Annotated in this window: 21 protein-coding genes, 2 tRNA genes and 3 pseudogenes; 10 read left to right on the forward strand and 16 right to left on the reverse strand. The window is 69.4% G+C overall.

The features are described from left to right. Nucleotides 1-13: 13 nt before the first annotated feature. Nucleotides 14-349 (forward strand): YciI family protein, encoded by a 336-nt coding sequence (locus ABXJ56_RS02865; protein ID WP_353998222.1) that lies wholly within the window; start codon nucleotides 14-16, stop codon nucleotides 347-349. A gap of 58 nt (nucleotides 350-407) precedes the next feature. After that, complete coding sequence (locus tag ABXJ56_RS02870; protein WP_353998223.1) at nucleotides 408-1616, forward strand: pyridoxal phosphate-dependent aminotransferase; 1209 nt, start codon at nucleotides 408-410, stop codon at nucleotides 1614-1616. 28 nt (nucleotides 1617-1644) lie between these two features. Here ABXJ56_RS02870 and ABXJ56_RS02875 read toward each other — a convergent pair whose 3' ends face one another. Genes ABXJ56_RS02875 through ABXJ56_RS02895 form a run of 5 tightly spaced genes read right to left on the reverse strand, consistent with a single transcriptional unit; the run spans nucleotide 1645 to nucleotide 5250 of the window. Continuing rightward, a complete protein-coding gene (locus ABXJ56_RS02875; protein ID WP_353998224.1) occupies nucleotides 1645-2781 on the reverse strand; it encodes a UDP-N-acetylmuramate dehydrogenase in 1137 nt (378 codons plus the stop codon). Nucleotides 2782-2785: 4 nt separating this feature from the next. Beyond that, nucleotides 2786-3193 carry a MaoC/PaaZ C-terminal domain-containing protein gene (locus ABXJ56_RS02880; protein WP_353998225.1) on the reverse strand — a complete coding sequence of 136 codons (408 nt, stop codon included), beginning with the start codon at nucleotides 3191-3193 and terminating at the stop codon, nucleotides 2786-2788. Then, the gene (locus ABXJ56_RS02885; protein ID WP_353998226.1) at nucleotides 3190-3639 is read right to left on the reverse strand and encodes an FAS1-like dehydratase domain-containing protein; all 450 of its coding nucleotides are present in this window, start codon (nucleotides 3637-3639) and stop codon (nucleotides 3190-3192) included. Before ABXJ56_RS02885 ends, ABXJ56_RS02880 begins: the two co-directional genes overlap by 4 nt. 21 nt (nucleotides 3640-3660) lie before the next feature. Continuing rightward, nucleotides 3661-4449, reverse strand: a complete 789-nt coding sequence (locus ABXJ56_RS02890) for a sulfite exporter TauE/SafE family protein (RefSeq protein ID WP_353998227.1) — start codon at nucleotides 4447-4449, stop codon at nucleotides 3661-3663. 15 nt (nucleotides 4450-4464) lie between these two features. After that, nucleotides 4465-5250, reverse strand: a complete 786-nt coding sequence (locus tag ABXJ56_RS02895) for a DUF2510 domain-containing protein (protein WP_353998228.1) — start codon at nucleotides 5248-5250, stop codon at nucleotides 4465-4467. Nucleotides 5251-5325: 75 nt separating this feature from the next. On the opposite strand from ABXJ56_RS02895, the gene ABXJ56_RS02900 reads away from it, so the two are divergent. Then, nucleotides 5326-6156 carry an oxidoreductase gene (locus ABXJ56_RS02900; protein WP_353998229.1) on the forward strand — a complete coding sequence of 277 codons (831 nt, stop codon included), beginning with the start codon at nucleotides 5326-5328 and terminating at the stop codon, nucleotides 6154-6156. Here the strand turns inward: ABXJ56_RS02900 and ABXJ56_RS02905 are convergent. From ABXJ56_RS02905 to ABXJ56_RS02930, 6 genes and pseudogenes are all read right to left on the reverse strand, one after another. Continuing rightward, nucleotides 6122-7612: a PepSY-associated TM helix domain-containing protein gene (locus ABXJ56_RS02905; protein WP_353998230.1), complete on the reverse strand. Its 1491-nt coding sequence runs from the start codon at nucleotides 7610-7612 to the stop codon at nucleotides 6122-6124. The two genes, ABXJ56_RS02900 and ABXJ56_RS02905, sit on opposite strands and share 35 nt — an antisense overlap. Next, nucleotides 7609-8859, reverse strand: a complete 1251-nt coding sequence (locus ABXJ56_RS02910) for a Dyp-type peroxidase (protein ID WP_353998231.1) — start codon at nucleotides 8857-8859, stop codon at nucleotides 7609-7611. Before ABXJ56_RS02910 ends, ABXJ56_RS02905 begins: the two co-directional genes overlap by 4 nt. Further along, a pseudogene (locus ABXJ56_RS02915) lies at nucleotides 8859-9258 on the reverse strand (copper chaperone PCu(A)C). Before ABXJ56_RS02915 ends, ABXJ56_RS02910 begins: the two are co-directional and overlap by 1 nt. 164 nt (nucleotides 9259-9422) lie before the next feature. Next, nucleotides 9423-10034 (reverse strand): copper resistance CopC family protein, encoded by a 612-nt coding sequence (locus tag ABXJ56_RS02920; RefSeq protein WP_353998232.1) that lies wholly within the window; start codon nucleotides 10032-10034, stop codon nucleotides 9423-9425. A 100-nt stretch (nucleotides 10035-10134) separates the two neighbouring features. After that, complete coding sequence (locus ABXJ56_RS02925) at nucleotides 10135-10785, reverse strand: hypothetical protein (RefSeq protein WP_353998233.1); 651 nt, start codon at nucleotides 10783-10785, stop codon at nucleotides 10135-10137. A 35-nt stretch (nucleotides 10786-10820) separates the two neighbouring features. Further along, complete coding sequence (locus ABXJ56_RS02930) at nucleotides 10821-11354, reverse strand: TetR/AcrR family transcriptional regulator C-terminal domain-containing protein (protein ID WP_353998234.1); 534 nt, start codon at nucleotides 11352-11354, stop codon at nucleotides 10821-10823. Between the two features lie 191 nt (nucleotides 11355-11545). Here ABXJ56_RS02930 and ABXJ56_RS02935 point away from each other — a divergent pair. From ABXJ56_RS02935 to ABXJ56_RS02965, 7 genes and pseudogenes are all read left to right on the forward strand, one after another. Beyond that, a pseudogene (locus ABXJ56_RS02935) lies at nucleotides 11546-13219 on the forward strand (amidase); the annotation flags it as partial. Nucleotides 13220-13575: 356 nt separating this feature from the next. Continuing rightward, nucleotides 13576-16479 carry an aminotransferase gene (locus tag ABXJ56_RS02940; protein ID WP_353999951.1) on the forward strand — a complete coding sequence of 968 codons (2904 nt, stop codon included), beginning with the start codon at nucleotides 13576-13578 and terminating at the stop codon, nucleotides 16477-16479. Continuing rightward, the gene (locus ABXJ56_RS02945; RefSeq protein WP_353998235.1) at nucleotides 16473-17531 is read left to right on the forward strand and encodes an agmatine deiminase family protein; all 1059 of its coding nucleotides are present in this window, start codon (nucleotides 16473-16475) and stop codon (nucleotides 17529-17531) included. The genes ABXJ56_RS02940 and ABXJ56_RS02945 overlap by 7 nt, the downstream gene beginning before the upstream one ends. Before the next feature lie 43 nt (nucleotides 17532-17574). Then, the gene (locus tag ABXJ56_RS02950; protein WP_353998236.1) at nucleotides 17575-18336 is read left to right on the forward strand and encodes a LysM domain-containing protein; all 762 of its coding nucleotides are present in this window, start codon (nucleotides 17575-17577) and stop codon (nucleotides 18334-18336) included. Nucleotides 18337-19703: 1367 nt separating this feature from the next. Beyond that, nucleotides 19704-20027, forward strand: a pseudogene (locus ABXJ56_RS02955) (transposase); the annotation flags it as partial. Between the two features lie 190 nt (nucleotides 20028-20217). After that, nucleotides 20218-21423 (forward strand): hypothetical protein, encoded by a 1206-nt coding sequence (locus ABXJ56_RS02960; protein WP_353998237.1) that lies wholly within the window; start codon nucleotides 20218-20220, stop codon nucleotides 21421-21423. 190 nt (nucleotides 21424-21613) lie between these two features. Next, nucleotides 21614-21835: a hypothetical protein gene (locus tag ABXJ56_RS02965; RefSeq protein WP_353998238.1), complete on the forward strand. Its 222-nt coding sequence runs from the start codon at nucleotides 21614-21616 to the stop codon at nucleotides 21833-21835. A gap of 1597 nt (nucleotides 21836-23432) precedes the next feature. Here ABXJ56_RS02965 and ABXJ56_RS02970 read toward each other — a convergent pair. The 5 genes from ABXJ56_RS02970 to ABXJ56_RS02990 form a co-directional block, all read right to left on the reverse strand. Beyond that, nucleotides 23433-23597: a hypothetical protein gene (locus ABXJ56_RS02970; protein WP_353998239.1), complete on the reverse strand. Its 165-nt coding sequence runs from the start codon at nucleotides 23595-23597 to the stop codon at nucleotides 23433-23435. A gap of 163 nt (nucleotides 23598-23760) precedes the next feature. Next, nucleotides 23761-23837, reverse strand: a tRNA-Met gene (locus tag ABXJ56_RS02975). A gap of 34 nt (nucleotides 23838-23871) precedes the next feature. After that, nucleotides 23872-23943, reverse strand: a tRNA-Thr gene (locus ABXJ56_RS02980). Nucleotides 23944-24006: 63 nt separating this feature from the next. Then, nucleotides 24007-25365, reverse strand: a complete 1359-nt coding sequence (locus tag ABXJ56_RS02985; protein ID WP_353998240.1) for a M23 family metallopeptidase — start codon at nucleotides 25363-25365, stop codon at nucleotides 24007-24009. A 158-nt stretch (nucleotides 25366-25523) separates the two neighbouring features. After that, nucleotides 25524-26318, reverse strand: a complete 795-nt coding sequence (locus ABXJ56_RS02990) for an inositol monophosphatase family protein (RefSeq protein ID WP_353998241.1) — start codon at nucleotides 26316-26318, stop codon at nucleotides 25524-25526. Nucleotides 26319-26344 lie beyond the last annotated feature (26 nt).

A 26344-nucleotide genomic window follows, 5' to 3' on the forward strand; every position in this document is an offset into this window, starting at 1 on the left:
GAAAGGAAGACCGATGAAGTTCCTCATGCTCGTCCTCTCCGACCCCGATCGGTCCTCCGACGAGGAGCCCCCCGTCTCGATCGAGCAGTGGGTCGACGAGGTCTACGGCTCCGGCAAGGCCCTCGACGGCGACCGGCTCCGCCCGTCGTCCGAGGCCAAGACGATCCGTCGTCGCGAGGGAGAGGTCCGCGTCGCCGACGGCCCGGCCGCGCCCGCGCAGGTCGAGATCGCCGGGTTCGACATCCTGGAATGCGCCGATCTGGACGAGGCCGTCGCCGTCGCCTCCCGGCATCCGATGGCGACGTCGGGCATCATCGAGCTGCGTCCCGCGTGGCCACTGGACCTCTGACCCGCGCCGCGCGCCCCGTGGCTCCCGGCGGACACGCCCGGGCGACTACGCTGGCCCCGTGACACATCGCGCTCCGCTCTCCCGCAAGCTCTCCGCCATCGCCGAGTCGGCCACGCTCAAGGTCGACGCCAAGGCCAAGGCCCTTCAGGCCGCCGGCCGTCCCGTGATCAGCTATGCCGCGGGCGAGCCCGATTTCGCCACGCCCGCGTTCGTCGTCGACGCGGCCGCGGAGGCGCTGCACGACCCCGCCAACTTCCGCTACACCCCCGCCGCGGGGCTCCCGGTGCTCCGCGAGGCGATCGCCGCGAAGACCGCACGCGATTCGGGACTGGATGTCGCGCCCTCGCAGGTGATCGTCACCAACGGCGGCAAGCAGGCGGTCTACCAGGCGTTCCAGGCCGTGGTGAACCCCGGCGACGAGGTCCTCCTCCCCGCGCCGTACTGGACGACCTACCCGGAGGCGATCGCCCTCGCCGACGGCGTCCCGGTCGAGGTCTTCGCGGGTGCGGACCAGGAGTACAAGGTCACCGTCGAGCAGCTCGAGGCGGCCCGCACCGACCGCACCACTGTGCTCGTCTTCGTCTCGCCGTCGAATCCGACCGGCGCCGTCTACACCGCCGAGGAGACCCGCGCGATCGGCGAGTGGGCTCTGGAACACGGGATCTGGATCATCTCGGACGAGATCTACCAGAACCTCGTCTACGAGGGCACGCGCGCGGTGTCCATCGTCGAGGCGGTTCCCGAGGTCGCCGGACAGACGATCCTCGTCAACGGCGTCGCAAAGACCTACGCGATGACCGGCTGGCGCGTGGGCTGGATGGTCGGTCCCGCCGACGCGATCAAGGTCGCCGGCAACCTGCAGTCGCACCTCAGCTCCAACGTCAACAACATCGCCCAGCGCGCGGCGCTGGCGGCTCTGACGGGCCCGCAGGACGAGGCGGAGGAATTCCGGGTCGCGTTCGACCGTCGCCGCCGACTGATCGTCGAGGAGCTGTCGAAGATCGACGGTGTCGTCGTCCCCAATCCACTCGGCGCCTTCTACGTCTACCCCGACGTCCGCGGCCTTCTCGGTCGCACGTGGGGCGGGGTCACTCCGCAGACGTCCCTCGAGCTGGCCGACCTCATCCTCGAGCGCGCCGAGGTCGCCGTCGTCCCGGGCGAGGCGTTCGGTCCTTCCGGGTACCTCCGCCTGTCCTACGCGCTCGGCGATGACGCACTCCTCGAGGGCGTCTCGCGCCTGCAGGAGCTCTTCTCCACTTCGGACTGAAAAGGGCCGTCGGAGAAGCCCCGCAGCTCTACAGCTCGACGCCGACGAGGACGGGCTCCGGCTGCAGGACGAGTCCGAATTCCGCGGCGACCCGGCTCTGGATGTAGCGGGCGAGTTCGGCGAGCTCCGCCGCGGTGGCGCCTCCACGGTTGGTGAGAGCAAGCGCGTGCTTGGTCGACAGGCCCGCCCGTGAGCGCGGGAAGCGGAACCCCTTCCGCAGCCCCGCGTTCTCGATGAGCCACCCCGCGCTGACCTTCACGTCAGACTCCTGACTCACGGGCGCCGGCACCCGCCCGTCGTAGGCGGCGAGCGGGATCACCACGACAGGGTCGAGGTCCGGGGCCACCGGCCAGCGCGGGCACGCGTCGGGCAGGGTCCGGGCGAAGGATGCCGACACCACGGCGTTCTGGAAGAACGAGCCCGCACTGTGCGTGTCGACGTCGGCGTCGTCGAGCACCATGCCCTTCCGGGCGCGCGTGGCGAGCACGTGCTCGCGCACCCAGGCGAGGCTCACGGTGTCGTCCTCCGTGAGCCCCAGGGCCCCGCGCAGCTGCGCTCCGGCGATCCTGCGTTCGCCGTGTCCGACATCCGCGAGCTCGAAGGTCGCCGAGAGGATGACAGCCCGCCGTGCCGGCACCGAGCCGTAGTGGTGCTTGAGGACCGAGGTGCGGAACCCGAGTCCGAGGTCGGCGGCGGGGACGGTCTCGACCTCGCCGGTGGACTCGTCGATCAGCTCCACCTCGACGAGGGTCTGGACGGTCTCCTGTCCGTACGCGCCGATGTTCTGCACGGGCGCGGCACCGACGGTTCCGGGGATGCCGGACATCGCCTCGAGACCCGCGAGCCCCTCCGAGACCGAGACTTTGACGAGATCGTCCCAGTCGTGCCCGGCGGCCACGCGCAGGCGGACGAAGCCGTCCCGCGGAGAGGCGAGGCGCTCGATCCCCCGGGTGAGGACACGCACGACGATGCCGTCGAAGGGGTCGTCGCCCACGAACAGGTTCGATCCGCCGCCCAGGACGAGCCACTCCCCACCCGCGGCCCATACCTCGCGGAGCGCCGCGACGAGCTCGTCCGTCGTGACGGCGTCGATCATCCGCTCGGGGACGCCGCCGGTACGCAGCGTGGTGAGCTGCGCGAGAGGGAGCGGGGTGATCTCCGGCATCCGCTCAGGCGACCCGGACTCGGACCTGGGCTTTGCCGAGGACGGTCGCGCCGTCGAAGGTGACGGTGAGGTCGATGCGCGCGACGTCGTCGGCCACCTGTCCGACGACGGCCCGCACCGTGACGTCGGCTCCGAGCTCGGGGTCGACCACGACCGGGCGGGTGAACCGCACCCCGTACTCGAGGATGCGACCGGGGTCTCCGACCCACTCCTCGATGGTCTGGACCGCCAGACCCATCGTCAGCATCCCGTGCGCGAGAACGCCGGGGAGTCCCACCGCGGCGGCGACGTCATCGCGGTAGTGGATGGGGTTGAAGTCGCCCGAGGCTCCGGCGTAGCGCACGAGCGCCGCCCGATCGAGGTGGACGGTCCGCTCGGCGACGACGTCGCCGACGTTCACGGTCGCGTTCATGCCTGCTCCTCCCCCACGACCAGGACCGATGTCGCCGTGACGACGTGCGCACCCTGGAGATCGGTGATCTCCGCCTCGCTGGTCACCATGGTCGCCGCGCCCATCGCGCGCAGACCCGTCACCGACAGCCGCGCGACGAGCTCGTCGCCGGCCACGATCGGACGGGTGTAGCGGAACCGCTGCTCGGCGTGCAGAACCCGCGAGAGCTCGATGCCCGCGTCCGGCTCGGCGAGGAGCTGCTGCAGCGTCTGGTCCTGGAGGACCATCGCGAAGGTCGGGGGCGCGACCACGTCGGCGTAGCCGAGGGCGCGCGCGGCCTCCGGGTCGTGATGCGCGTCGGAGGCGGAGAACACCGCGCGGGCGAACTCGCGCACCTTCTCACGACCGACCAGGTAGGGAGCGGTCGCGGGGAACGCGCGACCGACGAGCTCGGGGTTCACTGGCACCCGATCATCCTATCGACGGCGTCAGCGTGCCCTCTTGCGACCCCGGATCGCCTTCATCGCCATCTGCACGGCGATGAAGACCAGGAACGCGGCGAAGAGGATGTTGCCGACCTGAGGGTCGACGCGCACGGCGATCCACGCGCCGAGAGCGGTGGTCGTGATCGCCGCGAGACCGACGATCCCGGCGGCGACGAGGTCGATGTTGTGTCGGCGGATGTTGCCGATCGTGCCGGAGATGGCGGTCGGGATCATCATGAGCAGGGACGTGCCCTTGGCGACGAGATCGCTCGTGCCGAAGAGGAAGATCAGCGCCGGCACGACGATGATCCCGCCACCCACGCCGAGGAGTCCTGCGAGGACGCCGGTCACGAGCCCCAGGGCGATCAGCCCGAGACCCGTCCACCAGGTGAGCTCGAGAACGGCATCCCGCGAGGGGATGACGATGAACAGCATCACGATGACGACGCCGAGGAAGCCGACGAAGCCCCACCGCAGGACGGTCTGCGACAGCCGGGCGAGGAGCGCGGTGCCGATCTGCGCGCCGATGACCGCACCGCCGGCGAGGATGAGCGCGGGGATCCACGCGACCGAGTCGTTGAGGGCGTAGGAGACGACCCCCACCGATGCGGTCGGCACGATGGCTCCGAGGGAGGTGCCCGCGGCGAGCCTCTGATCGAACCCGAGGACGAGGACGAGCAGCGGCACGATGACCGTGCCTCCGCCGACGCCGAAGAGCCCCGACATGAGGCCGGCGAGCAGTCCGACCCCGACGCACGTGAGCACGTAGCGCGCCCCGCGAGCGCGCGTCATCTCCTCCGCCACCGGTTACTCGAGGAAGTCGATCGCCCAGCCGCCGTCGGCGGGCACGAGCGTGTAGAGGAAGACGTTGTCGTACGTGACCGCCTCGTCGAGCGGGTTGCCCTCTTCGTCGAAGAAGCTCTCGAAGGTCTCGGTGGTGGTGACGAGAATCTGCTCGGCGTCGCCCTCGACGGAGGTGACCTCGATGCGGTAGTCCTCGACGGATGCCGAGAACTCGCTGGCCGTCGCCTCGAACGCGGCGCAGTCCCCCAGGCCGCCGGCGGTGCGGAACGACTCGGTGGTGCTGGCGAGGAACAGGTCGCAATCGACGTTCTGCCACGCGTCGTCGTAGTCCATGACGACGTCGACGGCGGCCTGCTCGTCATCACCGGCCGGCGCGCCGCTGCCGCCGGATCCGCCGGAGGAGCCCGACGTCGCGGCGTTGACCAGGAGCAGGGGGATCAGGACCGCCGCGGCGATGACCACGCCGAGCATCACGACGCCGAGGACGACCCACAGGATCCAGAGCTTCGACTTCGGCTGCGTCGCCGCCGAGAATCCGCCGCCTTCGCCGGTGTACCCCTCCGGCGGCGCGACGCCGTCGACGGGCTGCGGGTCGAATCCGACGGTCTGCAGCGACGCATCGGTCGCGTCGGCCGGGACGGGGGTCGCGGCATCGGGAGCGGGCGGAGCGGCGCCGTCCACCGCACCCTCGGCATCGGGCTCGGCGACGTGGGTGGTCCACTGCGTGCCGTCCCACCAGCGCAGCGCGCCGTGTCCGTCGTCGTACCAGCCGGGAGGGGTCGCAGTCATGCTCGCAACCCTATCCCTCAGCCGCCCTCGCCCCCACCCGCTCCCACCCCTGGGATTCCGTGATGGACTAGGGCGATGTCAGACAAGACCCGCCCCGTCGCCCTCATCACCGGCGCCTCGTCCGGTATCGGCCACGCCACGGCGCTCGCCCTGATCGCACGCGGCTGGGTCGTGTACGCCGCCGCCCGCCGGGTCGACCGGATGGCGCACCTCGCGGCATCCGGGTGCGAGGTCCTGGAGATGGACGTCACCGACGACGCCTCGATGCGGGCGGGCGTGGAGCGGATCGTTCACCAGCAGGGGCGCATCGACGTGCTCGTCAACAACGCCGGGTACGGCTCGTACGGTGCCCTCGAGGACGTCCCGATCGAGGAGGCGCGCCGCCAGTTCGAGGTGAACGTCTTCGGCCTGGCGCGTCTGACGCAGCTGGTGCTCCCGACGATGCGCGCACTCGGACGCGGACGGATCGTCAACATCTCGTCGATCGGCGGGCGCATCTACGAGCCGATCGGCAGCTGGTACCACGCGACCAAGTTCGCCGTCGAGGGACTCTCCGACTCGCTGCGCCTGGAGCTCGCCCCGCACGGCATCGATGTCGTCATCATCCAGCCCGGGCCCATCCGGACCGAGTGGAACGCCATCTCACGCGAGAGCGCGCTGGAGCGCTCCGGTGACGGCCCCTACGCCGCGCAGGCCGCCGCCCTGGTGGCGAACTACGAGAACGTCGATTCGTCCCCGCTGTCCGGCACCGCCGAAGGCGTCGCCCGCACGATCGTGAAGGCCGTCACCGTGCGCTATCCGCGCTCGCGCTACGCCACTCCCGTCTCCGCAAAGGCGATCGTCGGGATTCGCCGTCTGCTCCCCGACGTGCTCATGGACGGGATGCTGGCGCGTCTGGCGAAGTAGCCCCAGCGCGCCGCTCCCGCCGGGCCCGCAGGACTCCGATCACCGCGTCGAGCACGACGAACACCGCCAGGGTGACGCCGATCGCGGGCAGCCACAGGCCGATCGCCAGCGCCGCGAGCCCGACCGCCGCGATGCCCCACCACGGCGCACCCCGAAGGGCGCCGCGGGCGGGCGGCACCCCGACGAGGGCGTCCCGCCGCGTCGGCCGGCGCTTCCACCACATCGCGTAGCCGAGGACGACGAGGGCGGCGATGCCGAGGGCCAGGGCGAACATCACGATCTGATTCGCGAGGCCGAACATCGTGCCCATGTGGATCGCGATCCCCCACGTCGCGAGCTTGGCGGCGAGCGAGTAATCGGCGAAGTCGACCCGGTCGACGACCTCCATCGTGGTCCCATCGATCGCGACGGAGTCCACCTGCGTCGGGTACCCGCGCTGGATCTCCCGCACGGTCCACGCGGTACCCGGCTCGGAGGGCGGCGTGATCTGCACGAGCCCCGTGTCGACGTTCACCCGCTGGGCGATGGCGAGGACCGCATCGAACGTCGCCGGGTTCGCCTCGCCCGTCGGCGTGGCGGCCGTACCGTCGTGACCGGCGTGGCCGGCGTGATCACCCGCGTGTGAGCCCTCGCCGTCTGCGTCGAGCGCGGTGTTCACGCTCGGCGTCCCCCAGTCCAGCGCCGTCCGCACCTGCGAGACGTTCGCCCCGCCGTACGTCGACCAGGTGATCCCGGTCGCCGCGAGGAACAGCGCCCCGACGGCGATCCAGATGCCGATCGAGGTGTGCCAGCTGAACAGACGCCGGTAGCCCTTCGCGCGCGTGTTCGGACGCAGCATGTCGCGCCGCGAACGCGACCGGAGCGCGCGGATGACCCACAGACCCACCCCCGCCAGCACCACGACACCGAGCCACGAAGCGGCGAGTTCGCTGTACAGGCGTCCGGCGTCCCCCAGGTGAAGGCTGCGGTGGGTGTTGCTGATCCACGTGCGCAGCGGCAGGGAGCCGCTCGTTCCGTAGACGATCTGGTCACCGCGGACCTCGGCGGTGCCGGGGTCGACGAACACCGCGCGGGACTCGCTCGCGCCCAGCCCTTCCTGGGTGAACATCACCCGTGTGGTGTCGCCGGGTTCGGGTGCGGGACGGACGGCGGAGAGGACCGCGCCGTCACCGTCGCCGCTCGCGGCGAGGTGGGCCTCGGCCGCCTCGATCTGCGCCGCGAGCGGCACGGTCGTGGCGGTCACCGGTGCGCGCAGCTCGCGCGCGTAGACGGCCTGCTCGATCGTCGGCGACAGCGCGTAGAGCGCTCCGCTGAGCGCTGCGATGAGGATGAACGGGCCGACGAGGACGCCGGCGTAGAAATGCAGACGCAGGAGCAGCTGGCCGAACCAGCCAGCGCGGGTGCGCGGTCGGGGCGCCGCCACGGGACGAGGCGGTCCGTCGACGATGGAGGTCATGAGGTCTTTCCGATGAGAAGTGTGTCGCCGATGAACCCGCCCTCGGAGCAGCCCGGGGGCACCGCGAAGACCGCGGATCCGATCGGCGTGGTCCACTCGTTGAGGAGGTCGAGTTCGTCGAGGCGCCGCTGGAGGGGGACGAACTGCGCCCCGACGTCGGCTTGGAAGGAGACGAAGACGAGGCCCGCGTTGGAGATCGCACCGGACACGGGGGTGTCATCGTAGTTGTAGGCGCGCCGGAAGATCCGCTCACGCGGGTCGTCGCTGCGTGAGCGCCGCACGTGCGAGAACTCCGGGATCACCGGGAACCCGATCGCCGTGGTGGCCTCGAAGTCCGGTTCGTCGAACTCGTCGGTCCCCGTCAGCGGCGCACCGGTGGATTGGAACCGCCCGAGGGACTGGTCCCGCCCGGGACGATCGAGCCGATCCCAGGTGTCGAGGTCCATGGCGATGCGCCGGACGACGAGCCCGGTGCCACCGTCGAGCCAGCCCTGCCCGCGGGTCCAGACGACCTCGTCGAAGTCAGCCGTCCCCGGTTGCGGGTTGGAGGTGCCGTCCACCTGACCGAACAGGTTCCGCATCGTGGTGCCGGCCCGCACCGAGCCGTGCGCGCGCCGGAAGCCCTGCTGGGTCCACCGCAGCTCGGCGAAGGTGCGGGCATCCTTCAGCAGCATGCGCGACGCGTGCGCGACGGTCAGCGGATCGTCGGCGGCGACCTGGATCAGCAGGTCGCCGTCGCTGTACGCGGACTCGAGCCGATCGATCCCGAACGCCGGAAGCGGAGCGAGCCACCCGGGCGCGGCCCCTCCTGCGCGACGCACGAGCTCCGGACCGAAGCCGAAGGTCACCGTCAACCGAGCAGGCGCCACCGCGAGCTCGGGCTCGGAATCGGCGAGGGCCGGCTGCCCCTGCGTCATGCGCGCCGCGTCGTCGCTCAAAATGCGCATCATGCGGGTGAGCGCCTCCCGGTCGATCTCGGGGCGAAGGTCGAGGGCGAGGAAGACGCCGTGAGCCTGGGCATCCGTGTCGATGCCGGCCTGATGCACACCGTGGAAGGGCACCGTCACGTCGCCGTTCAGCGGGACGGATGCCGCGGGGGCGGGGGCGGGGGCGCGCGTGGCGCCGAGCGCCGCGTCGACGCCGATCGCTGTGGCGGCGCCCACGCCGGCGACAGCTCCTCCGAGGAGGAACTGTCGCCGGGTGGCGCCGCTGCGATCGGGTCGTTGCCGCCGATCGCGCGGCGTCATCAGTGGTCCATGTCCGAGTGCTCGTCCATGTCCATGTCCATGTCCATGTCCATGTCCATGTCGCCCTCGTAGTTCTCGTTCGCGCCGGCGTAGTCCTTGACCGGGGCTGCGAACTCGAACGTGCTGTCGTCCGAGAACGTGAGGGTGAAGGTCGTCTCGGCCCCGGCCGTCAGAGGGTCGGTGAGGTCCATCAGCATGATGTGGTCGCCGCCGGGTGAGCAGGAGACTCCCGTCGGCGGGGATGACGAACCCGCCTTCGATCTCGCGCATGACCATCTGACCGCTCTCGTTCTCGACGGTCTCGTGGAGTTCGAGCATCGACGAGGCGGGCGAGGAGACCGAGACGACGGTGATGTCGGCATCCGAGTCGTTCGTCAGCTCGCCGAAGGCGGCGGACATCCCGGACTCGGCGGACTTGACCCAGGCGTCGCTGATCGAGACCGCCTCGGCCGCGGGGAGCGACGACTCCGCGGGCGATTCCGCGGGGGTCGAGGCGCAGCCGGCCAGGGCGAGGAGGGAGACGGTGAGGAGTGCGCCGACGCGGACGCGGGTGGTGCGGGTGTTCACAGGGTGTGCCTTTCAGGAGTGTCGGCGGTGTCTCTCCGCCGACGGAGGAAGTGGATGCCGGCGAAGAGGGCGACGGCTGCGGCCGCACCCCCGCCACCGAGGAGGGCGACGCGCGCGACCCCTCCGCTGTCCTGTGTGCCCTGACTGTCCTGCGCGGATCGTGCGTCCTGCGTCCCCGGCGTACTCGAGGGCGCCGCGGACGGCACCCGTTCGTACGGTTCGGCGTCACCCACGGTGAACGGGATGACCCCCGAGATGGGGTGCCCGTCGGAGGACACGACGCGCCAGCGGATCTCGTATCCGCCGACGGGCATCCCCTCGGGGAGCGCGACCGAGACGACGGTCCCCTCGACCACCGGCTCCTCGTCGACCCAGTCCTCGCGGGTGGCGTCGGCGACGATGATCATCGCGCCGAGCTCCATCACCTCGGCGGAATACTCCAGGGTGAGGGTGGTCGGAGCGCTGTCGAGGCGCTCTCCGGCGGCGGGATCGCTGCCGATGAGTTGATCGTGGGCGGCTGCGGGCGCGGCCGGAGCGAGGAGGACGACGAGGGCCGTCGCCATCCCGAGCGCTGCCGCGCGCAACCGCGTCGTCGTCACCGATGACACGGGGAAACCTTTCGCACATGCACCCGTCGGGTGCGCAGAACATCGACACGCGCGCCACGGGCACGCGGTCGCACCGGCGCTCCGGCGGAACGCGGTGGTGTCAGAGCACGGTGGCGACGGGGGGCCCGCGACGACGGACCGCGGAGAGGACGACGTCCGCGACGGCGCCGAGTGGGGCTGCGGCGGCGATCACGGGCGTGCGCGTCGGGCCGACGGGCACGAAGACCAGGGCGACGAGGACGAGGCGACGCGCCCACCGGGCCACATCCGCCGCGGTCTGGCGGAGGATGGCGCACGCGCGCTCGCCGCGGTGCAGCGCGACGACGGTGACGACGGCGGCGAGCGCGTGCAGCGCCCACATGACCGCGTCGCCGTGCAGCGACGCTGCGGTGACGGCGGGCTCGGCACCCGATACGGCCGAAGTCAGGGCGCCGTGCTGGTGCCCGTGTGCGTGTGCGTGTGCGTGTGCGTGGAGCACGGCATCCGTACCCGCAGCGGGGCCCGCGCCGAGCACGAAGAGGACGTGGAAGAGGGCTTGGCTCAGCACCACCGCGAGGCCCAGCCGCGACACCGACAGACGTCGACCGACGAGCAGCGTGCTGGCCGCGGCGGCGAGGATCAGCGGCAGGAGGATGCCGAGCCACCCGGGCATCGCACCGCCGGCGGCGACGTGCGAGAGCAGGGCGACGAACGTCGAAACACCCGCGGCGAGCAGTCCGCGAGCGACTCGGGACGCTCGGGACGGACGCATGCCTCCAGTCTGCCACCCGCGGCGACGAAGCGCGGTCAGCTGCCGGGGTGCTCCTCCGGTCGCGCCGAGGCGATCAGCATCCGCAGGCCCATCTCGAACGCGCGCGTCGCGATGGGATCCGCGGGATCCTCGTCGGCGAGCGTCGCGAAGGCGGCGGAGAACGTGGGGAGCTCTGCTTCCTGGCCCCGGGGATCGAACACGATCGCGGGACCGGACATGTCCAGCACGCTCCCGAGGATGAACGACTCGAACGCCGTGAGCAGGGGGAGGATGTCGCGATCGGCCCACCCCACCGCGCGCGCCGCGACGGCGAAGTCCTCGTACTCCGCGAGCAGCACCGGCGCCTTCACCGCGTTGGTCATCAGCAGCGGGACGACCCGCGGATGCCCGGCGAACGCCCGCCGGTAGGAGCGCGCCCACTCCCGGAGGCCCTCCTCCCACGCCATCTCGCGCAGCGGCCGCGAGTCGATCCGGGCCGACACCAGCGAGCGCACGTCCTCGATCATGGCGGCGAGATTCGGCACATGGTTGTAGAGGGACGTGGGGTTCACACCGAGCTTCGTCGCCACGCGGCGGATGCTCGCCCCTTCGGCGCCGTGGCGATCCACGAGCGCGAGGGCCGTCTGCGCGATGAGCTCGCGGCTGAGCAGCGGGCGCGGCGGTCTGGCGATGACGGACTCCTCAGGTCGCGGCCGAGCTTACGCGGCGTCTCGAAGAAAGGTGTGGCGACGAGTAAAACATACGGTGTATGTTTCTGTCCATGACCGCACCTCTGCCGACGGTCGTCGACGCGCCCATCGCCGAACTGAGCCGCGCCCTGCACGACGGCGCGATCACGAGCGTCGAACTCGTCGCCCGCTACCTCAACCGGATCGCCTTCTACGACCGCTCGGGCATCGCGCTGACCTCCGTGATCGTCCTGAACCCCGAGGCCTTCGCCGAGGCGCGGGCCGCCGACGAGCGTCGCGCACGCGGCGAGACCCGGGGCGTGCTCGACGGCATCCCCTTCACCGCGAAGGACAGCTTCTGCGTGTCGGGCCTCCCGGTCGCCTCCGGCTCCCCCGCCTTCGCCGACCTCATCGCGCAGGACGACGCGTTCGCTATCGCACGCCTCCGCGACGCGGGCGCCGTGTTCCTGGGGCTCACGAACATGCCCCCGATGGCCGCGGGCGGCATGCAGCGCGGTCTCTACGGTCGCGCGGAATCGCCCTACAGCGCCGACTACCTCACCTCCGCCTTCGGCTCGGGGTCGTCCAACGGGTCGGGCACGGCCACGGCCGCGAGCTTCGCCGCGTTCGGCCTGGGCGAGGAGACCTGGTCGTCGGGGCGCGCCCCCGCCTCGCACAACGCACTGACGGCGTACACCCCGTCCCGCGGCATAATCTCCGTGCGCGGCAACTGGCCGCTCGTGCCCACGATGGACGTGGTCGTCCCGCACGCCCGCACGCTCGAGGACCTCGCGCACATCCTCGACGCCGTGGTCGTGGACGATCCGGTCACCGACGGCGACCTGTGGCGATCGCAGCCGTGGATCCCGCTCCCTCGCCCCTCGGAGGTGCGGCCCGCGTCTTTCGCCGCCCTTCCCGCCGCCGATCTCTCCGGCATCCGTCTCGCCGTCCCCCGCATCTATGTCAACGCCGACGCCGACAGCGCCCACCCCATCGACACCCGCCCCTCGGTCATGGTCCTCTGGGAACGCCTGCGTCAGGATCTGCAGGACGCCGGCGCCGAGGTCATCGAGGCCGACTTCCCCGCGGTGGACAACTACGAGAAGCTGCACACCCACAGCCGCGACATGGTCGATCGGGGCTTCGTGCCCCGCGAGTTCCTCGCCGACGAGGTCGGCGCGCTCTCGGTGTGGGCCTTCGACGCCTTCCTCCGCCTCAACGGCGATCCTCGCCTGAACCGGCTCGCCGACGTCGACGCGACGAAGATCTTCCCCCACCCCGCCGGCGCCCTCCCCGACCGCTACGGGATCTTCCCCTTCGACATCGCCTACGACCTGGCCGAATACGTGGATGTCGCGCAGACCGGAGTCCGGGTGCCGACGGAGATCCCCTCGGTCGGACCCGGTCTCCGCGGTCTCGAGCGCACGCGCGCGGTCGACCTCGAGGAGTGGATGGCGGCGGAGGGGTTCGACGCGGTGATCTTCCCGACCCAGTCCGACGTCGGTCCCGCCGATGCCGATGTGAACGAGGAATCCGCCGACCTCGCGTGGCGGAACGGCGTCTGGGTCTCCAACGGCAACCTGGTCCCCCGCCACCTGGGCATCCCGACCGTGACCCTGCCGATGGGAATCATGACGGACACTCGGATGCCGGTCGGCGTCACCCTCGCCGGCCCCGCCTACGCCGACGCCCGCCTGATGCAGATCGCGTCCGCCGTCGCGGCGCTCGGAGACCGCCGGGTCACGCCGCCGCGCACGCCGGCGCTCCCGGACGAGATCGTCTTCCCGACGGCGCGGGCGGTCGCCGCGGGTGGGATCGAGGTGCACATCGACCAGATCCGCGTCGAGCGCGACGTCGACGCCGTGACCGTGAGTTTCTCGGCCACGTTGAGCGGCGCCGCCGTCGCCGACGTGGTCGCGTATGTCGACGGCATCCGCACCGCCGTCGAGCGCGACGGCACGCGCATCACCGGCTCGCATCCCCTCGACCCCGACGCGCACACGACGCCGTTCAGCGAGTGGCTGGCACCCTTCGGCCCTCTCGTCGTGATCGTCGCCCGCGATGCGGACGGTGCGGTGTGCGGCGCGTTCGGCTCGACGGAAGGATCCCCGCTGTGACCGACATGCACCCGACCTCCGCCGCCGCGCCCTTCGACTACTTCGCCCACGTCGAGCTGCCCACCCCCTCCCTGGGTGACGACGAGGTCCGGCATCTGTTCGCGTCGACCTTCGGCGTCGAGATCGACCTGCGTTCCCTCGGGAGTCAGCAGGACCAGAACTTCCGCGTCTTCGCACGGGGGTCCGATGAGCCGCTGGGCGTACTCAAGATCAGCAACCCCGCCTTCAGCGAGGCCGAGATCGAGATGCAGGATCGCGCCGCGGCGCGCGTCGCCGACCACGATCCGACGCTGCGCGTCCCCCGGATCGTGCCGGGTCCCCGCGGACCGATGAGCGCGTGGTGGGACTCTTCGAGCGGCCGCGTCCACGCCCGGGTGCTGGAGAACATCTCGGGCTCGACGCTGATGGGCTCGGGCTACCTCTCCCCGGCCGTCGTCGCCCGTCTGGGCGACCTGGCCGCGCGGGTGAGCGTCGCCCTCGACGGCTTCACCCACCCCGCCTCGGCCCGGGTGCTGCAGTGGGACGCGCGACACGCCCTCCGCGTCATCGACGCGCTCCTCCCCGGCGAGACCGACGAGGCGGTGCAGGACGCCCTGCGGACGGCGACGGCGGATGCCGCGTCGGCGCTGGCCCCCGTCGCGGAGCGCCTGCCGGTGCAGGCGGGACACTTCGACATCACCGACGACAACGTCCTGCGCCCGGAGCCGGGCGCGCTGCCGGACGCGGTCATCGACTTCGGCGACGTCACCGCATCGTGGCGGGTCGGCGAGATCGCCACCACGGTGTCCTCGGTCCTCCACCACGACGGCGCGGACGCACTGTCGGCCCTGCCGGCCATCCAGGCGTTCCACGCCCGACGCCCGCTCACCGGCGACGAGGTCACGGCGCTGTGGCCTCTCGTGGTCCTCCGCGGCGTCGTCCTCGTCCTGAGCGGGCGGGCGCAGGTGCGCATCGACGACGGCAACGACTACGCGGCGAGCGCGCTCGATCGCGAGTACCGGATCTTCGAGACCGCGACGGCCGTGCCGATATCCGTCACGACCGCGGCGATCCGCGCTGCCGTCGGGGACGACGCAGACATCGACCACCTCCCGTGGCGGGCTGCGCCGCTGGTGTCGCTCACCGGCGAGATCGCCGTCCTCGACGCCGGGACGGTGTCGGAGCTGAACGACGAGGGCGCCTGGCAGGAGGACGCCAGGCTGGACCGCGCAGCGGCCGACGCGCTCGACCGGGGCGCGGCGTGCAGCGTGCTGCCGGCGTGGGACGCGGTGCTCACCGGCGCTCCGCACCGGACCCCCTCGGCCCCCGCGACCGTGCCGACCGGGGCGACGATCTGGCTGGCCGAGCCGACGCCGCTCACCGCCGCCGCGGCAGCGGGCGCGACCGTCGCCGACGGCGCGCTCACCTGGACCGACGGGCGCGAGACGGTGACGATCTCCGGCCTCCCGCCCGACGCGACGGCGATCGAACTCCCCGCACGCACTCGACTGTTCGTGCGGCGATTCCGTTCCGACGGCCCGCCGCCCCCGGTGCGGGTCACCGCCGCGCTCGCGCCCGCCTGGCGGACGGTCGTCGGCGATGTCGCGCCGGCACTGGGTCTTCCCGCGAGCCGCGAGCCGCGGCATCCGTCCGACGATCTGCTCGAACGCCGACACCGCGTCGTCGCCGACGTGCAGGAGCACTACTACACCGCGCCCCCGCAGATCGAACGAGGGTGGCGCGAGTACCTCATGGACGTCGACGGCCGGGTCTACCTCGACATGGTGAACAACGTCGCGTCGGTGGGGCACGCCCACCCCCGGGTGGTCGACGCGGCGACGCGGCAGATGCACCTGCTCAACACCAACTCGCGGTTCCACTACGGCGGCATCACCGAGTACGGCGAGAAGATCGCCGCGACCCTGCCCGATGAGCTCGACACCGTCTTCTTCGTCAACTCCGGCTCCGAGGCGGTGGACCTGGCTCTGCGACTCGCGATGGCCGCCACCGGCCGGACCGACATCGTCGCGATGCGGGAGGCCTACCACGGGTGGACGTTCGCCAGCGATGCGGTCTCGACCTCGATCGCCGACAATCCGTTCGCGCTCGAGACGCGTCCCGACTGGGTGCACACGGTCGCGGCGGCGAACTCGTACCGCGGCGACCACCGCGATGCGGATGCCGTGCGATACGCACCCGAGGCCGTCGCCGACATCGACCGGCTGGTCGCGGACGGCACGCCCCCGGCCGGCTTCATCTGCGAGACGTACTTCGGCAATGCCGGGGGCGTCGCCCTCCCCCCGGGCTACCTCGAGGAGGTGTACGCGGCCGTGCGGCGGCACGGCGGCCTCGCCATCGCGGACGAGGTCCAGGTGGGCTTCGGACGGCTGGGCCGGTGGTTCTGGGGCTTCCAGGAGCAGGGGGTGATCCCCGACATCGTCGCGGTGGCGAAATCGATCGGCGGCGGACACCCGCTCGGCGCGGTCATCACCCGCCGCGAGATCGCGGACCGCTACCGCACGCAGGGCTACTTCTTCTCCTCCACCGGGGGATCACCCGTCTCCGCCGCCATCGGCAGCGCCGTGCTCGACGTGATCCGGCAGGAGGACCTGCAGGAGAACGCCCGGGTCGTCGGCGCGCACCTCGTGGCACGCCTGGAAGAGCTGGGGACGCGGCATCCGATCATCGGTCGTGTCCACGGATCCGGCCTGTATCTCGGCGTCGAGTTCGTGCGGGACCGCCAGACGCGAGAGCCCGCGACGGCCGAGACCGCCGCCATCTGCGACCGCCTGCTCGAGCTGGGTGTGATCATGCAGCCCACCGGCGACCACCAGAACGTGTTGAAGATCAAACCCCCGCTGTGCGTGACGAAGGAATCCGTCGACTACTTCGCTGATGCGCTGGCCAGAACATTGGAGACCGGATGGTGACCTCGCGCCCCCTCGACACCCCCCGTTGGCGGATGCCGGCCGAGACCGACCCGCACGAGCGGACGTGGATGGCCTTCCCCCGTGAGGGGTTCACGCTCGGCGAAGGCGCGCAGGAGCGCGAGGAGGGCTACGCCGCGTGGGCGGCCGTCGCGCACGCGATCGTCGAGTTCGAACCGGTGACCATGGTGGTCGACCCGACCGAGATCAGCCGTGCCCGGCGGATGCTGAGCGGCGACGTCGAGATCGTCGAAGCGCCGATCGACGAGTTCTGGATGCGCGACATGGGCCCGACGTTCGTCGTCGACGACGCGCACCCCGGGACGCTCGCCGCCGTCGACTGGGTCTTCAACGGCTGGGGGGCGCCGGACTGGGCCGAGTGGCAGAAGTCCGCCCTCATCGGCCGTTTCGTCGGCGAGCACCTCGGCGTCGAGGTCATCGACTCGCTTCTGGTGAACGAGGGCGGCGGCCTGCACGTCGACGGGAGCGGCACCGTGCTCCTGACCGAGACGGTGCAGCTCGACCCGCGCCGGAACCCCTTCGCCGACAGGGCACGGGTCGAGTCCGAGATGGCCCGGACGATCGGCGCGACCGACGCGATCTGGCTGTCGCGGGGGCTCACCCGGGACTACGACGACATGGGCACGAACGGTCACGTCGACATCGTCGCCACCTTCACCTCGCCCGAGCACGTGCTGCTCCACGAGCAGCAGGACCCCGACCACCCCGACTTCGCCGTGTCGCGGCAGATCCGCGGCGAGCTGGAGGCGGCGTTCGCCTCCCGCGGGCGGGATGTCACCATCACCGGACTCCCCACCCCGGCGACCCTGCGGGACGAGACGGGATGGGTCGACTGGAGCTACGTCAACCACCTCGCGGTGAACGGCGGCGTCATCGCGTGCGGTTTCGGCGAGGAGGGCGCCGACGCGCGCGCCCGCGACATCCTTTCCGCCGCCTACCCCGGTCGCCGCGTCGTGACCGTCGACGCGCGTCCGCTCTTCGACCGTGGCGGCGGCATCCACTGCATCACGCAGCAGCAGCCGGCCGTCGGCTGATCGCTCCTGGCGGGAAAGCGGCATCCGTGGGAGGCTCGGTCCGATGAACCGGGCGCAGAAGATCACGATCGCCGTCTCGGCGGTGGTGGTCGCGGGCCTCGTCGTGCTCGCCGCCCCGCCCGTCATCGGTGCCGTGGGGTGGGCTGCTGCCCGCGTCGCTCCCGCTGCGGTCGAGCCGACGGCGTCTCCCTCCCCTGCACCCGAATCGCTCGGCAAGGACGACGCAGGGCCCACGGGCTTGCCTGAGGGGTACGTGAACGTGGGGAACGGCACCGCGATCCCCGCGGGCGGCCCGGGCGACTGCGAGGAAGCCGCCTGGATCCACATGGGTGAGATGAATGCGTGGCTGCACGGGGACATCCCGGACCAGGGCGTCCGGGAGTTCGCCGCCGGCGAGGCCGGGCTCGACGCCGAGGGGCGGGTCGTGACGTACACCGTCGCGCCCGGCGACGCGCTCTACGCCATCAGCGACCGGTTCTGCATCGCGAACCCGCACGCCATCGACACCCTCAATCACACGCGGATGATCCAACCCGGGGATGTGCTCCTCCTCCGACCGAACAAGTCCCTGCCGTGGATTCCGTACTACAGCCCACCCGACGCCCCCGCTGGATATCAGCAGATCCCTTATCAGAATGCGGTGGAGTCGATGAGCGCGGCCGCGCAGGCCGGCGACCTCGACGCGATGCGGACCATCTTCGAGAACGACCTCGCGGGCCTGTTCCCGAACCCGGACCACGCGAACGTCATCGCCCGCGCGCTCGACCTCGGCCGGCTCGACGTCCTTCGCCACATGTTCGCGTAGCCGCGCCCGCGCGTCTCGCCCGGCCGGCCCGCGCCGCCCGGGTGCTGTAGCGAACTCCTCAAAACCGGGCCGCGCCGCCCGGGTGCTGTAGCGAACTCCGCAGAAACCGCGCGCAACCGCCCCCGCGCACCGGAAACCGGCCGGCGTCGCGCGAATCTGAGGAGTTCGGTACGCGGGCGGCGGGTCGCGGACGCCGCCGAAACGAAAGAAGCGCCCCTCGGGGGGGCGCTTTTCCTGTAGGCCCAGTACACCGCAACTCGAATAAATCGGCGCTGTTCCCGCCGCCCCTGCTGGAACTGCAGAAATTGGCCGGTCTTACGCCAAATCGGACTACCTCAAACTCGTCCTTCGGGCAGGCGCCTCGGCCCTTGCGTCGTCGGCTCGAGCCAGCCCTCATCGCCGAGATCGTCGAGAAGTACCAGTCTGGCGACTCGACGCCGTCTCTTTGTGACCACTACAACCTCTCGAAGGGCGGCTTGCTGAAGCTGCTGCGCGACGAAGGCGTCCAGCTCCGCTGTCAGCCGCTCAGTGGTGAGCAAGTCCGTCAAGCAGCTGTGCTCTATAAGAACGGCAAGTCGCTCGCGGCTATCGCGGCCCACTTCGATGTGAGCTACAACGGTGTCCGTCAAGCCTTCGTTCGAGAAGGTATTGAGCGCCGACCTCGGGGTGGTAGTCGGGCCTAGGCGGCCTTCGAGTCCTCGTCGACCTGATGTCGTAGCTCGTTTCGTGCGTGCTCCCGCAGCGCCGATGCGATCTTCTCGTAGTCGATGGTGAGATGAACGAGTGTACGCACCTCGACGATGAGATCTTTCGCACGGCGGTTCCGGCGCTTGCCGTCCTTGGTGACAGGCGGGCGGGGTGGCAGCTTTGCGAGCTGGGCTTCGATCGCCCGTAGATGCGCATACGCCGGGCCCGCCTGTTGCGGTAGTGAATGTTCGATGCGCTACTTGAGGGAATTCCAGCGACACGAACGAGGAAGCCCGCTGACAGGAACGACGCGATCAGCTTCTGGGAAGCAGGGGCGCGCTAAACCGAATCGGCCGCGAAGTATTCATGATTCATTCGCTCTTCCATGGGAGGCCAGACCTGCATTTCACTTCGAGGATGACGGCAACGCATGAGTTCTCCTCACAGGTGCACCGATTGGCACTGGGTGCCGCGACGAGGAATTGGTTGGGCCACGCTTTCCACCCCGCGGACGACTCTGGATGCCAGCTCGGACGAAGGCCTGACGGACACCGCTGTAGCTGACGCCGAAGCCTCTTCGAGCTGCGCGATCCACTAACTGAGCTTTCAAACGAGAGAGGAAAGTAGTGCGACATCGCCGAGCGGGATTGCAGCGCGAAGGGCAACTGGCGAGTGGCCGGGGCATCTACCAGCGGCTCGTCGCGGCCTACCGCGAACCCAACAAGAACACGGGCAAACAGATGATGCGAGCCGTGATCGACGCCGTCAGCAACGGCGTCCCCGCCGCCCTCACCGAGGTTCGTCGCCTCGGCCGAACGCTGAAGCAACGAGCCACCGATGTCCTCGCGTTCTTCGACCGACCCGGCACCAGCAACGGCCCAACCGAGGCGATCAACGGCCGGCTCGAGCACCTCCGCGGCTTCCGCAACCTCACCAATTACATCGCCAGATCCCCACTCGAGATCGGCGGATTTAAACCCGCCCTACACCCTGAATTGGGATGAGTCCGTTACTTTGATGTCGCCATGTAGTAGCTTCTCGCCGAAGGGCGCCGTTGCTGCAATCTGAATCAGCAAATGTCCCATTCGATTGGGCTGCCCACTCAGCTTCTAGGGAAATCGGGTGAACGAGAAGGGAACCTGAATGATGCCTCTTCGTCTTGCACGTTTTCGGGTATTGCTGATTGATTTTGCCATGGCGTCAATCCTCGTTGCGAACCAAGTTCCGTCCGCGACTGCCGCGTCGGGTGTAGTGGCGCCGGAAACCTCATCGGATGCCGTTTCCAACGAGGCAACTGCAGAATACCTAGATACTCTTGCCAGTTCCGTGCCATCCGAGGATGTCGAGGTCGGAGCTGTGGATGTGTACATGTCCGATCACGGAGTGGATGCATCGACCGCCACACGAAACCTTGCGATACAGGCAGCCTTCGGTGTTCTTGAAGCTCGCATCTCGCGGATTTCGGGAGACGCACTATCTTCAACCTGGACTCACCACGGTGAGGTGCCCGTGCTTGAGGTTCGCCTCAAGGAGGGTACCGATGATGTGAAGCTTGTGAAGGCCTTGAGCGAGCTGTCCCCATTGGTCGTTGTCTCGTCTGGGTCAGACGAGTCCGCCGCACGAAATCTGGAGGCCGTTGCATCGGCGCTCGTTGGACTCGAAGGTGTGGTTGGAATCGGCGTAGACGGCTCGACCGGGAACATCCAGGTTGACGTCAGCGCAGAACGACCAGGCTCTGTTGCCGCCGAGGACATCGTGATGTCGAGAGTGGCTCAGGTGGGCGTTGATCTCGAGAGCGTTCTCGTCGAGGTGTCGGAAGGTCCTGTGGGTGACACGCGTCGAGGGGGACTCCACATGTCCTCCTGCACTACGGGATTCGGTGTCCAGAACAGTAGCGGCACGAGGGGCATCATTACAGCTGGGCACTGCGGTAACTCCCAGTCCTACCAGCTCCACGGGTCGTCCACCTGGTACTCGATGACGTACCAGAATGAGTTGCGGTCGGCCAATGCGGATCTGCAGTGGCACACCACTGCCGCAGCCGAGGAAGGACGGTTCCATGCGAACTCGACATCGTCGAGCCGGGCGCTCACGTCGGTTGTGCCACGCGCAAACCAGGGCGGTGACTATGTCTGCTCACGCGGGAAGACGTCGGGTTACCGATGTGGCGATGTCACGAGCATTTCGTACCAGCCGACCTGGAGCGGCGCATGCCCAAATACGACATGCAATGCAGTCTTTGTCAGGGTAAGCGCGGGGACCTCGGGAGGTGACAGCGGAGGCCCATGGTTCAACGCAAGCGCTGGATACGGCATTCAGAAGGGCGGCAGTAGCAGCTACTCGGTTCACACTTCGACCAACTACTTCGGCAGTCTCGGCGTCGCGGTCTTCTATGGCTGAGATTCGCGTGATTACCGTTGGCCTCGCAGCACTCATTTCCGGGCTATGCCTCACGGGGTGCTCTGCGCCTGATCTCACCGATGTGAGCGTGTCGTTGGGTGCGACCCTGGTCGGTCACGAGAGTGAGGGTCCCGACGCTGGTGGAGACTCTGGGCTCCTCGTCGGCACGCTCGACGCCCAGGATGGGTGCGTGGTGGTTCTCATGGACGATGGGACGGTGGTCGTTCCATCGTTCCCGATTGGCTGGACCGAAGTGGATAGCTCGGGCGCGCTTAGCTGGGGCGGCAACACCGAGGTGCATCTCGGAGACTACGTTGAGATCGCCGGCGGGTTTGTGCCCGTGGCTCAGGTTGAGCTGCCGGAAGGCTGCCAGGCGGCGGAGGCATTCATTGTGACACCCCTCGCGCGGTAGCCTGTCGGCACCCACGGGCTCGGGCGGGATGAATCGGCCTGACTTTCGTTCCTATCGGGTGCCTTGTCCGGCATGTGCCGTTTGGGTTGATTCCAGGTCAGCGTAGTACGCCTGTTCGATGTCAACGGGGGTCTGGTCATGACCCGGTGTCCGGGAAAGCGGGGCAGGCTCCCCCCAGCCCATACAAGGCGGGTTTCGTACCGGACGCATCTCAGATCCAGGGGGCTGTGAGTTTGACGTACCCTTCATCGCGAAGTCGATCCATATCGCCGTGTGTGGTTGGAACAGTCGGCTGCCAGAGAAACCTTCTTTGACGCCAAGGCCGAGCTCCTTGCCAAATCACACCATGATGCGCCGCGCACGCGATCACTTGGAGGATGTCTTCGAGGTCGTCGTTGACAGCCTCAGAATCCGACCACGTTCCTTGAGCAATTGGCTCAGCCCACGTTGGCAATGACAGAAAGACGCCACCCGCCGCGAGTACGTCAAGCTGCAGAACAGTTGGCTCTGCTGGCATCGGCCTGGGTTCGAGAAGCACCGAACTCAGGCCTGGATCCGTGCGGACAAGTCGAGCGGTGTATGCGTACTTCGGCACACCGAGTTTCGCGAGCCCCTCGCCCACCACAGTGAGAGTTCGTCTCAGTGCTTCCGGATACTGGGGTGAGCTCTCTGCGACGTTTCCGATCATCAACATCCATTTCAGATTGGGAGCCTCGGCGGGTCACACCGTACAGAAGCCGTGACATGCTCACACGGGTCAGGCTCCCATTGCCCACTCAGCGACCTCTACGACTCCGACGTCCCCCGCCACCAGCATCGGTGGGCCGCTCGCGGGCGAGGCGTTCTCGACGCCACGCGATACTGAACCTCCAAATCATGGTGACCGTCCCCACCCCCAGCAGGATCAACGCACTCCACCCTGCTGCTGGCCAAAGGGCAAAGGGCAAAGGGCAAAGGGCAAAGGGCAAAGGGCAAAGGGCAAAGAGGAGGATGAACACCGTGGGAAGACCGATTGCAACGTCAGCTCTCGTCTGCCTCAGATAGCTGCCGAACGCCCGGACAACGCAGCCACTCTGGTTGCGTCGCAGCCTCCCCCTCGTTGCCATCACACCGCATACACTCTCGTCGATCCGGACCCGCGCCTCTTCACGGGTGGGCTATAGGCCGCGGTCACATTCTCCACCCGGTTGGTGATTCCCACACCCATCAGTCCGAAGGCGCCCGCCGGGTTAGTCGCCCGTATGCCCGCAGTCGAGGTAGGAAAGCGCGACCACGCACGTGGCGCTATTGGCGGGACTGGCGTCCTAAGGAGGAGCGACCCTCGAGACATCGTTTCAAAATGCTTGGTCAATCTCGAAATCACCCGACCCACGCCGTCGAAGCGATCGATGGGGCCAAGGGTGAAGTCTCCTCGGCACTTCAACATGTCCTCGCAAGCCAGGCGACGCAGCGCGCTCGCGTTCCAACGGAGCTCAAGAAGCTCGACGTTCAAGAGGAACGCCTCGTTGACCTCGCCGCGGATGGGACGCTCCCTACCGACAAACTCCGCTCACGCCTGCGGGCTCTGCAGATCAAGAAGCACGAAGTTCACAGCGGACTAGAGACGACCACCGAGTCCCTCGAACAACACACCCAGATGGTACTGAGCTATCTCGATCTCATGGCACGCCCGGACGCTCTTTTCGCCTCCGCCACCGGCGCTGTAAAGCGAAAGCTCCTCGCCGCCTTCTTTCGACGAATCTGGGTCGACGACGACGGACACCTCATGAGCCTCACTCACGACTTGCAGCCACGCGTCGCGGCTACCCGCAACGCGGCCCTCCAGCCCGCACACAACAAAAGAAGCGCCGGAGAGATCTCCGACGCCTCTTCTTCAGAACAGGCAAACCTTCATCTTGAGGTCATTTGTTCGAGTATGAGTACTTTGGTAGCGGGAGCGGGGCTTGAACCCGCGACCTCACGATTATGAGTCGTGCGCTCTCACCAACTGAGCTACCCCGCCGCGACGCATTCCGCCGGTCGGACGAGATGCTGCGAGCCCCGAGTCAGGATTGAACTGACGACCCCTTCCTTACCATGGAAGTGCTCTGCCACTGAGCTATCGGGGCATGTCACCTGCGCGCAGGCAACTCCACGAGGATACCAGAATCACGGCATCCTGCTGAATCGGCTCAGCCTCCCGCGTGCTCGCGCAGCCAGGGCAGCGGATCGATCGCGGTCGTGCCGTTCATGAGGATCTCGAAGTGCAGGTGTGCGCCGAACGAACGCCCGGTGTTGCCCGTCAGGCCGATGATCGTGCCCGCCGTGACGGTGTCTCCGACCTCGACCTGGAGCGAGTCGTACTGCATGTGCGCGTAGTGGCTCGAGACCAGCTGCCCGTCGATCTCGTGGTCGATGATGACGTGCACCCCGTAGGCGCCGCCGGCGCTGCTGGCCACGCGGACGACGCCGTCGGTGATGGCCTGGATGGGCGCACCGTCACCCGGGACGAAGTCCAGACCCTCGTGCATGCTTCCCGAGCGCATTCCGAAGCCGTAGCTGATCGAGACGCCGACGGGGAAGGGCCACTGGATCTCGCCGTTGGGATCGTTGTAGAAGAAGTTCGAGAAGTTCTGGATGCCGGATTCGGACGCCAGCTCCGCCATCGTCTGGGTGGAGTAGCTCTCCGTGCGCTGCAGCGTGTCGTTCTGGGCGGTCGAGGGCGCGACGTAGGCCTGGATCTCGTCGCGGTCGATCTCGCTCGACGCCACCGTCATGTTCGCCGGGGCGACCGCGGAGGTCGAAGTCGACGCTGCGGCGACCGCCTCGGCCGGGGTGGTCATCCCGACCGCCATCAGTCCGACGATGCCGAACACGCCGACGGAGAAGGATGCCGTCGCCACGCGTGTGAACGCCGACCGTCCGGAGCGACGGCCTCGAGGCGGCACGACGTGGGCCCCGGTGATGGTGAGCGGAGCCGACCCGGCGGCCGAGGCGGCCGCGGTGGCGACCGGGGTCTCGCCGGTGAAGCAGAACAGACGCGCGGCCCGCTCGAACTCGTCCTCCACCGGGGCATCCGCAGCGTCCGCGTCGACGAGCGACTCGGCCGCGGGCGAATCCACGACGCTCTCCAGGAGCTCCGGCTCGACGGCGGCGGGGTCGTGCGCGATGGTATCGGCGGCGGGCGCGGGGATCTCGTCGACGACGAGGTGCTCCACGACGGGCTCGGATGCCTGGCGGGCACGACGCGCGCGGCGCGTCAGAGCGGGTTCGGCCCGGCGCTCGGGCGCGGGCGTCGCGGGCTCGTCCTGGACGGCACCGGCGGATTCCGCCGCGATCGGGGCGAGGTCGTCGATCGGGGCGAGGTCGAGCTCGATGAGCACCGCATCACCGGGGAGGGTGACGGATGCCGTGGACTCGACGGCCACGGCGCGGCGACGCTGTGCCCGGGAGAGGGCCGGCACGGCCGCGTCGGGGGCCGCAGGTGACGTGGGGAGTCGGCGGGAGCGCCGCGTGGGCGCGGGCTCGGCCTGGGGTGAATCGAGGGGCAAACGAAAAGGCTCTCAGTCGTGTCGCACGCGCGACGGAGGTCATCTCAGTCAGGGGGGATGTCGTCGGTTCCGCACGGGCACGGAAAGATAACGATCGGGTAAACACTACCCCGGACGGCCTGGGAATGCGATGTACACACGCCCGGCCGCCCGCCGCGTCACGGCTGCAGCGCGGCGGCGAACAAGCGGTCGTAGAGGTCCGGCGTGGCCGCGACGTTGAGCACGCGTCCCGCCGCGTCCGCGTCGCCGCGACCGAAGCGCCCCCCGGCTTCGCGGACGATCAGCGCGCCGGCGGCGTGGTCCCACGGCTGGAGCCCGCGCTCGAAATACCCGTCGAGCCGCCCGGCGGCGACGTACGACAGATCGAGGGATGCCGCGCCCGCACGCCGCAGGTCGCGCGCGAGGGGCAGGACGCGTCCGACGGCGGCGAGGTCGCCGGCGTGGGTGGACGGATCGTAGTCGAATCCGGTGGCGATGAGGCCGCCGGCATCCGTCACCTCCGCCACCCGCAGGCGCGCACCGTCGAGGTACGCCCCGTCCTGCCGGACGGCGTGGAACATCTCATCCACGGCGGGCGCGTACACCGCGGCGGCCACGGCCTCCCAGCGGTCCGGATCGGGATCGCCCGAGACCACGGCGATACTCACGGCGTACTGCGGCATCCCGTAGGCGTAGTTCACGGTGCCGTCGATCGGATCGACCACCCAGGTCAGGCCGCTCTCGCCGACCTCGGCACCCGTCTCCTCGCCGAGGAATCCGTCGCGCGGGGCTTCGGCCGCCAGCCGGTCGCGGACGAGGGCTTCCACCTCGCGATCGGCCTCGGTGACGATGTCGGCGAGCGCCGACTTGGTCGCGGCGATCGCCACCCCCTCGGTCCGGCGCCGGAGGGCGAGAGCACCCGCCTCCCGCGCGATGTCGAGGGCGAGGTCGTGCAGGTCGCGATCGGATGCCATGCGTCCACGCTACTGCGGGTGGGCGG

The organism is Microbacterium aurantiacum, assembly GCF_040532595.1.
In the GTDB taxonomy this organism is placed as follows: Bacteria; Actinomycetota; Actinomycetes; order Actinomycetales; family Microbacteriaceae; genus Microbacterium; species Microbacterium chocolatum_B.

What these genes read in the sequence shown, in the direction of transcription:
- ABXJ56_RS02865 (WP_353998222.1), top strand. Translation starts at nt 14, where the DNA reads ATGAAGTTCCTCATGCTCGTCCTCTCCGACCCCGATCGGTCCTCCGAC.
- ABXJ56_RS02875 (WP_353998224.1), bottom strand. Translation starts at nt 2,781, where the DNA reads ATGCCGGAGATCACCCCGCTCCCTCTCGCGCAGCTCACCACGCTGCGT.
- ABXJ56_RS02880 (WP_353998225.1), bottom strand. Translation starts at nt 3,193, where the DNA reads ATGAACGCGACCGTGAACGTCGGCGACGTCGTCGCCGAGCGGACCGTC.
- ABXJ56_RS02890 (WP_353998227.1), bottom strand. Translation starts at nt 4,449, where the DNA reads ATGACGCGCGCTCGCGGGGCGCGCTACGTGCTCACGTGCGTCGGGGTC.
- ABXJ56_RS02895 (WP_353998228.1), bottom strand. Translation starts at nt 5,250, where the DNA reads ATGACTGCGACCCCTCCCGGCTGGTACGACGACGGACACGGCGCGCTG.
- ABXJ56_RS02900 (WP_353998229.1), top strand. Translation starts at nt 5,326, where the DNA reads ATGTCAGACAAGACCCGCCCCGTCGCCCTCATCACCGGCGCCTCGTCC.
- ABXJ56_RS02905 (WP_353998230.1), bottom strand. Translation starts at nt 7,612, where the DNA reads ATGACCTCCATCGTCGACGGACCGCCTCGTCCCGTGGCGGCGCCCCGA.
- ABXJ56_RS02910 (WP_353998231.1), bottom strand. Translation starts at nt 8,859, where the DNA reads ATGACGCCGCGCGATCGGCGGCAACGACCCGATCGCAGCGGCGCCACC.
- ABXJ56_RS02925 (WP_353998233.1), bottom strand. Translation starts at nt 10,785, where the DNA reads ATGCGTCCGTCCCGAGCGTCCCGAGTCGCTCGCGGACTGCTCGCCGCG.
- ABXJ56_RS02940 (WP_353999951.1), top strand. Translation starts at nt 13,576, where the DNA reads ATGCACCCGACCTCCGCCGCCGCGCCCTTCGACTACTTCGCCCACGTC.
- ABXJ56_RS02945 (WP_353998235.1), top strand. Translation starts at nt 16,473, where the DNA reads ATGGTGACCTCGCGCCCCCTCGACACCCCCCGTTGGCGGATGCCGGCC.
- ABXJ56_RS02950 (WP_353998236.1), top strand. Translation starts at nt 17,575, where the DNA reads ATGAACCGGGCGCAGAAGATCACGATCGCCGTCTCGGCGGTGGTGGTC.
- ABXJ56_RS02960 (WP_353998237.1), top strand. Translation starts at nt 20,218, where the DNA reads ATGGCGTCAATCCTCGTTGCGAACCAAGTTCCGTCCGCGACTGCCGCG.
- ABXJ56_RS02990 (WP_353998241.1), bottom strand. Translation starts at nt 26,318, where the DNA reads ATGGCATCCGATCGCGACCTGCACGACCTCGCCCTCGACATCGCGCGG.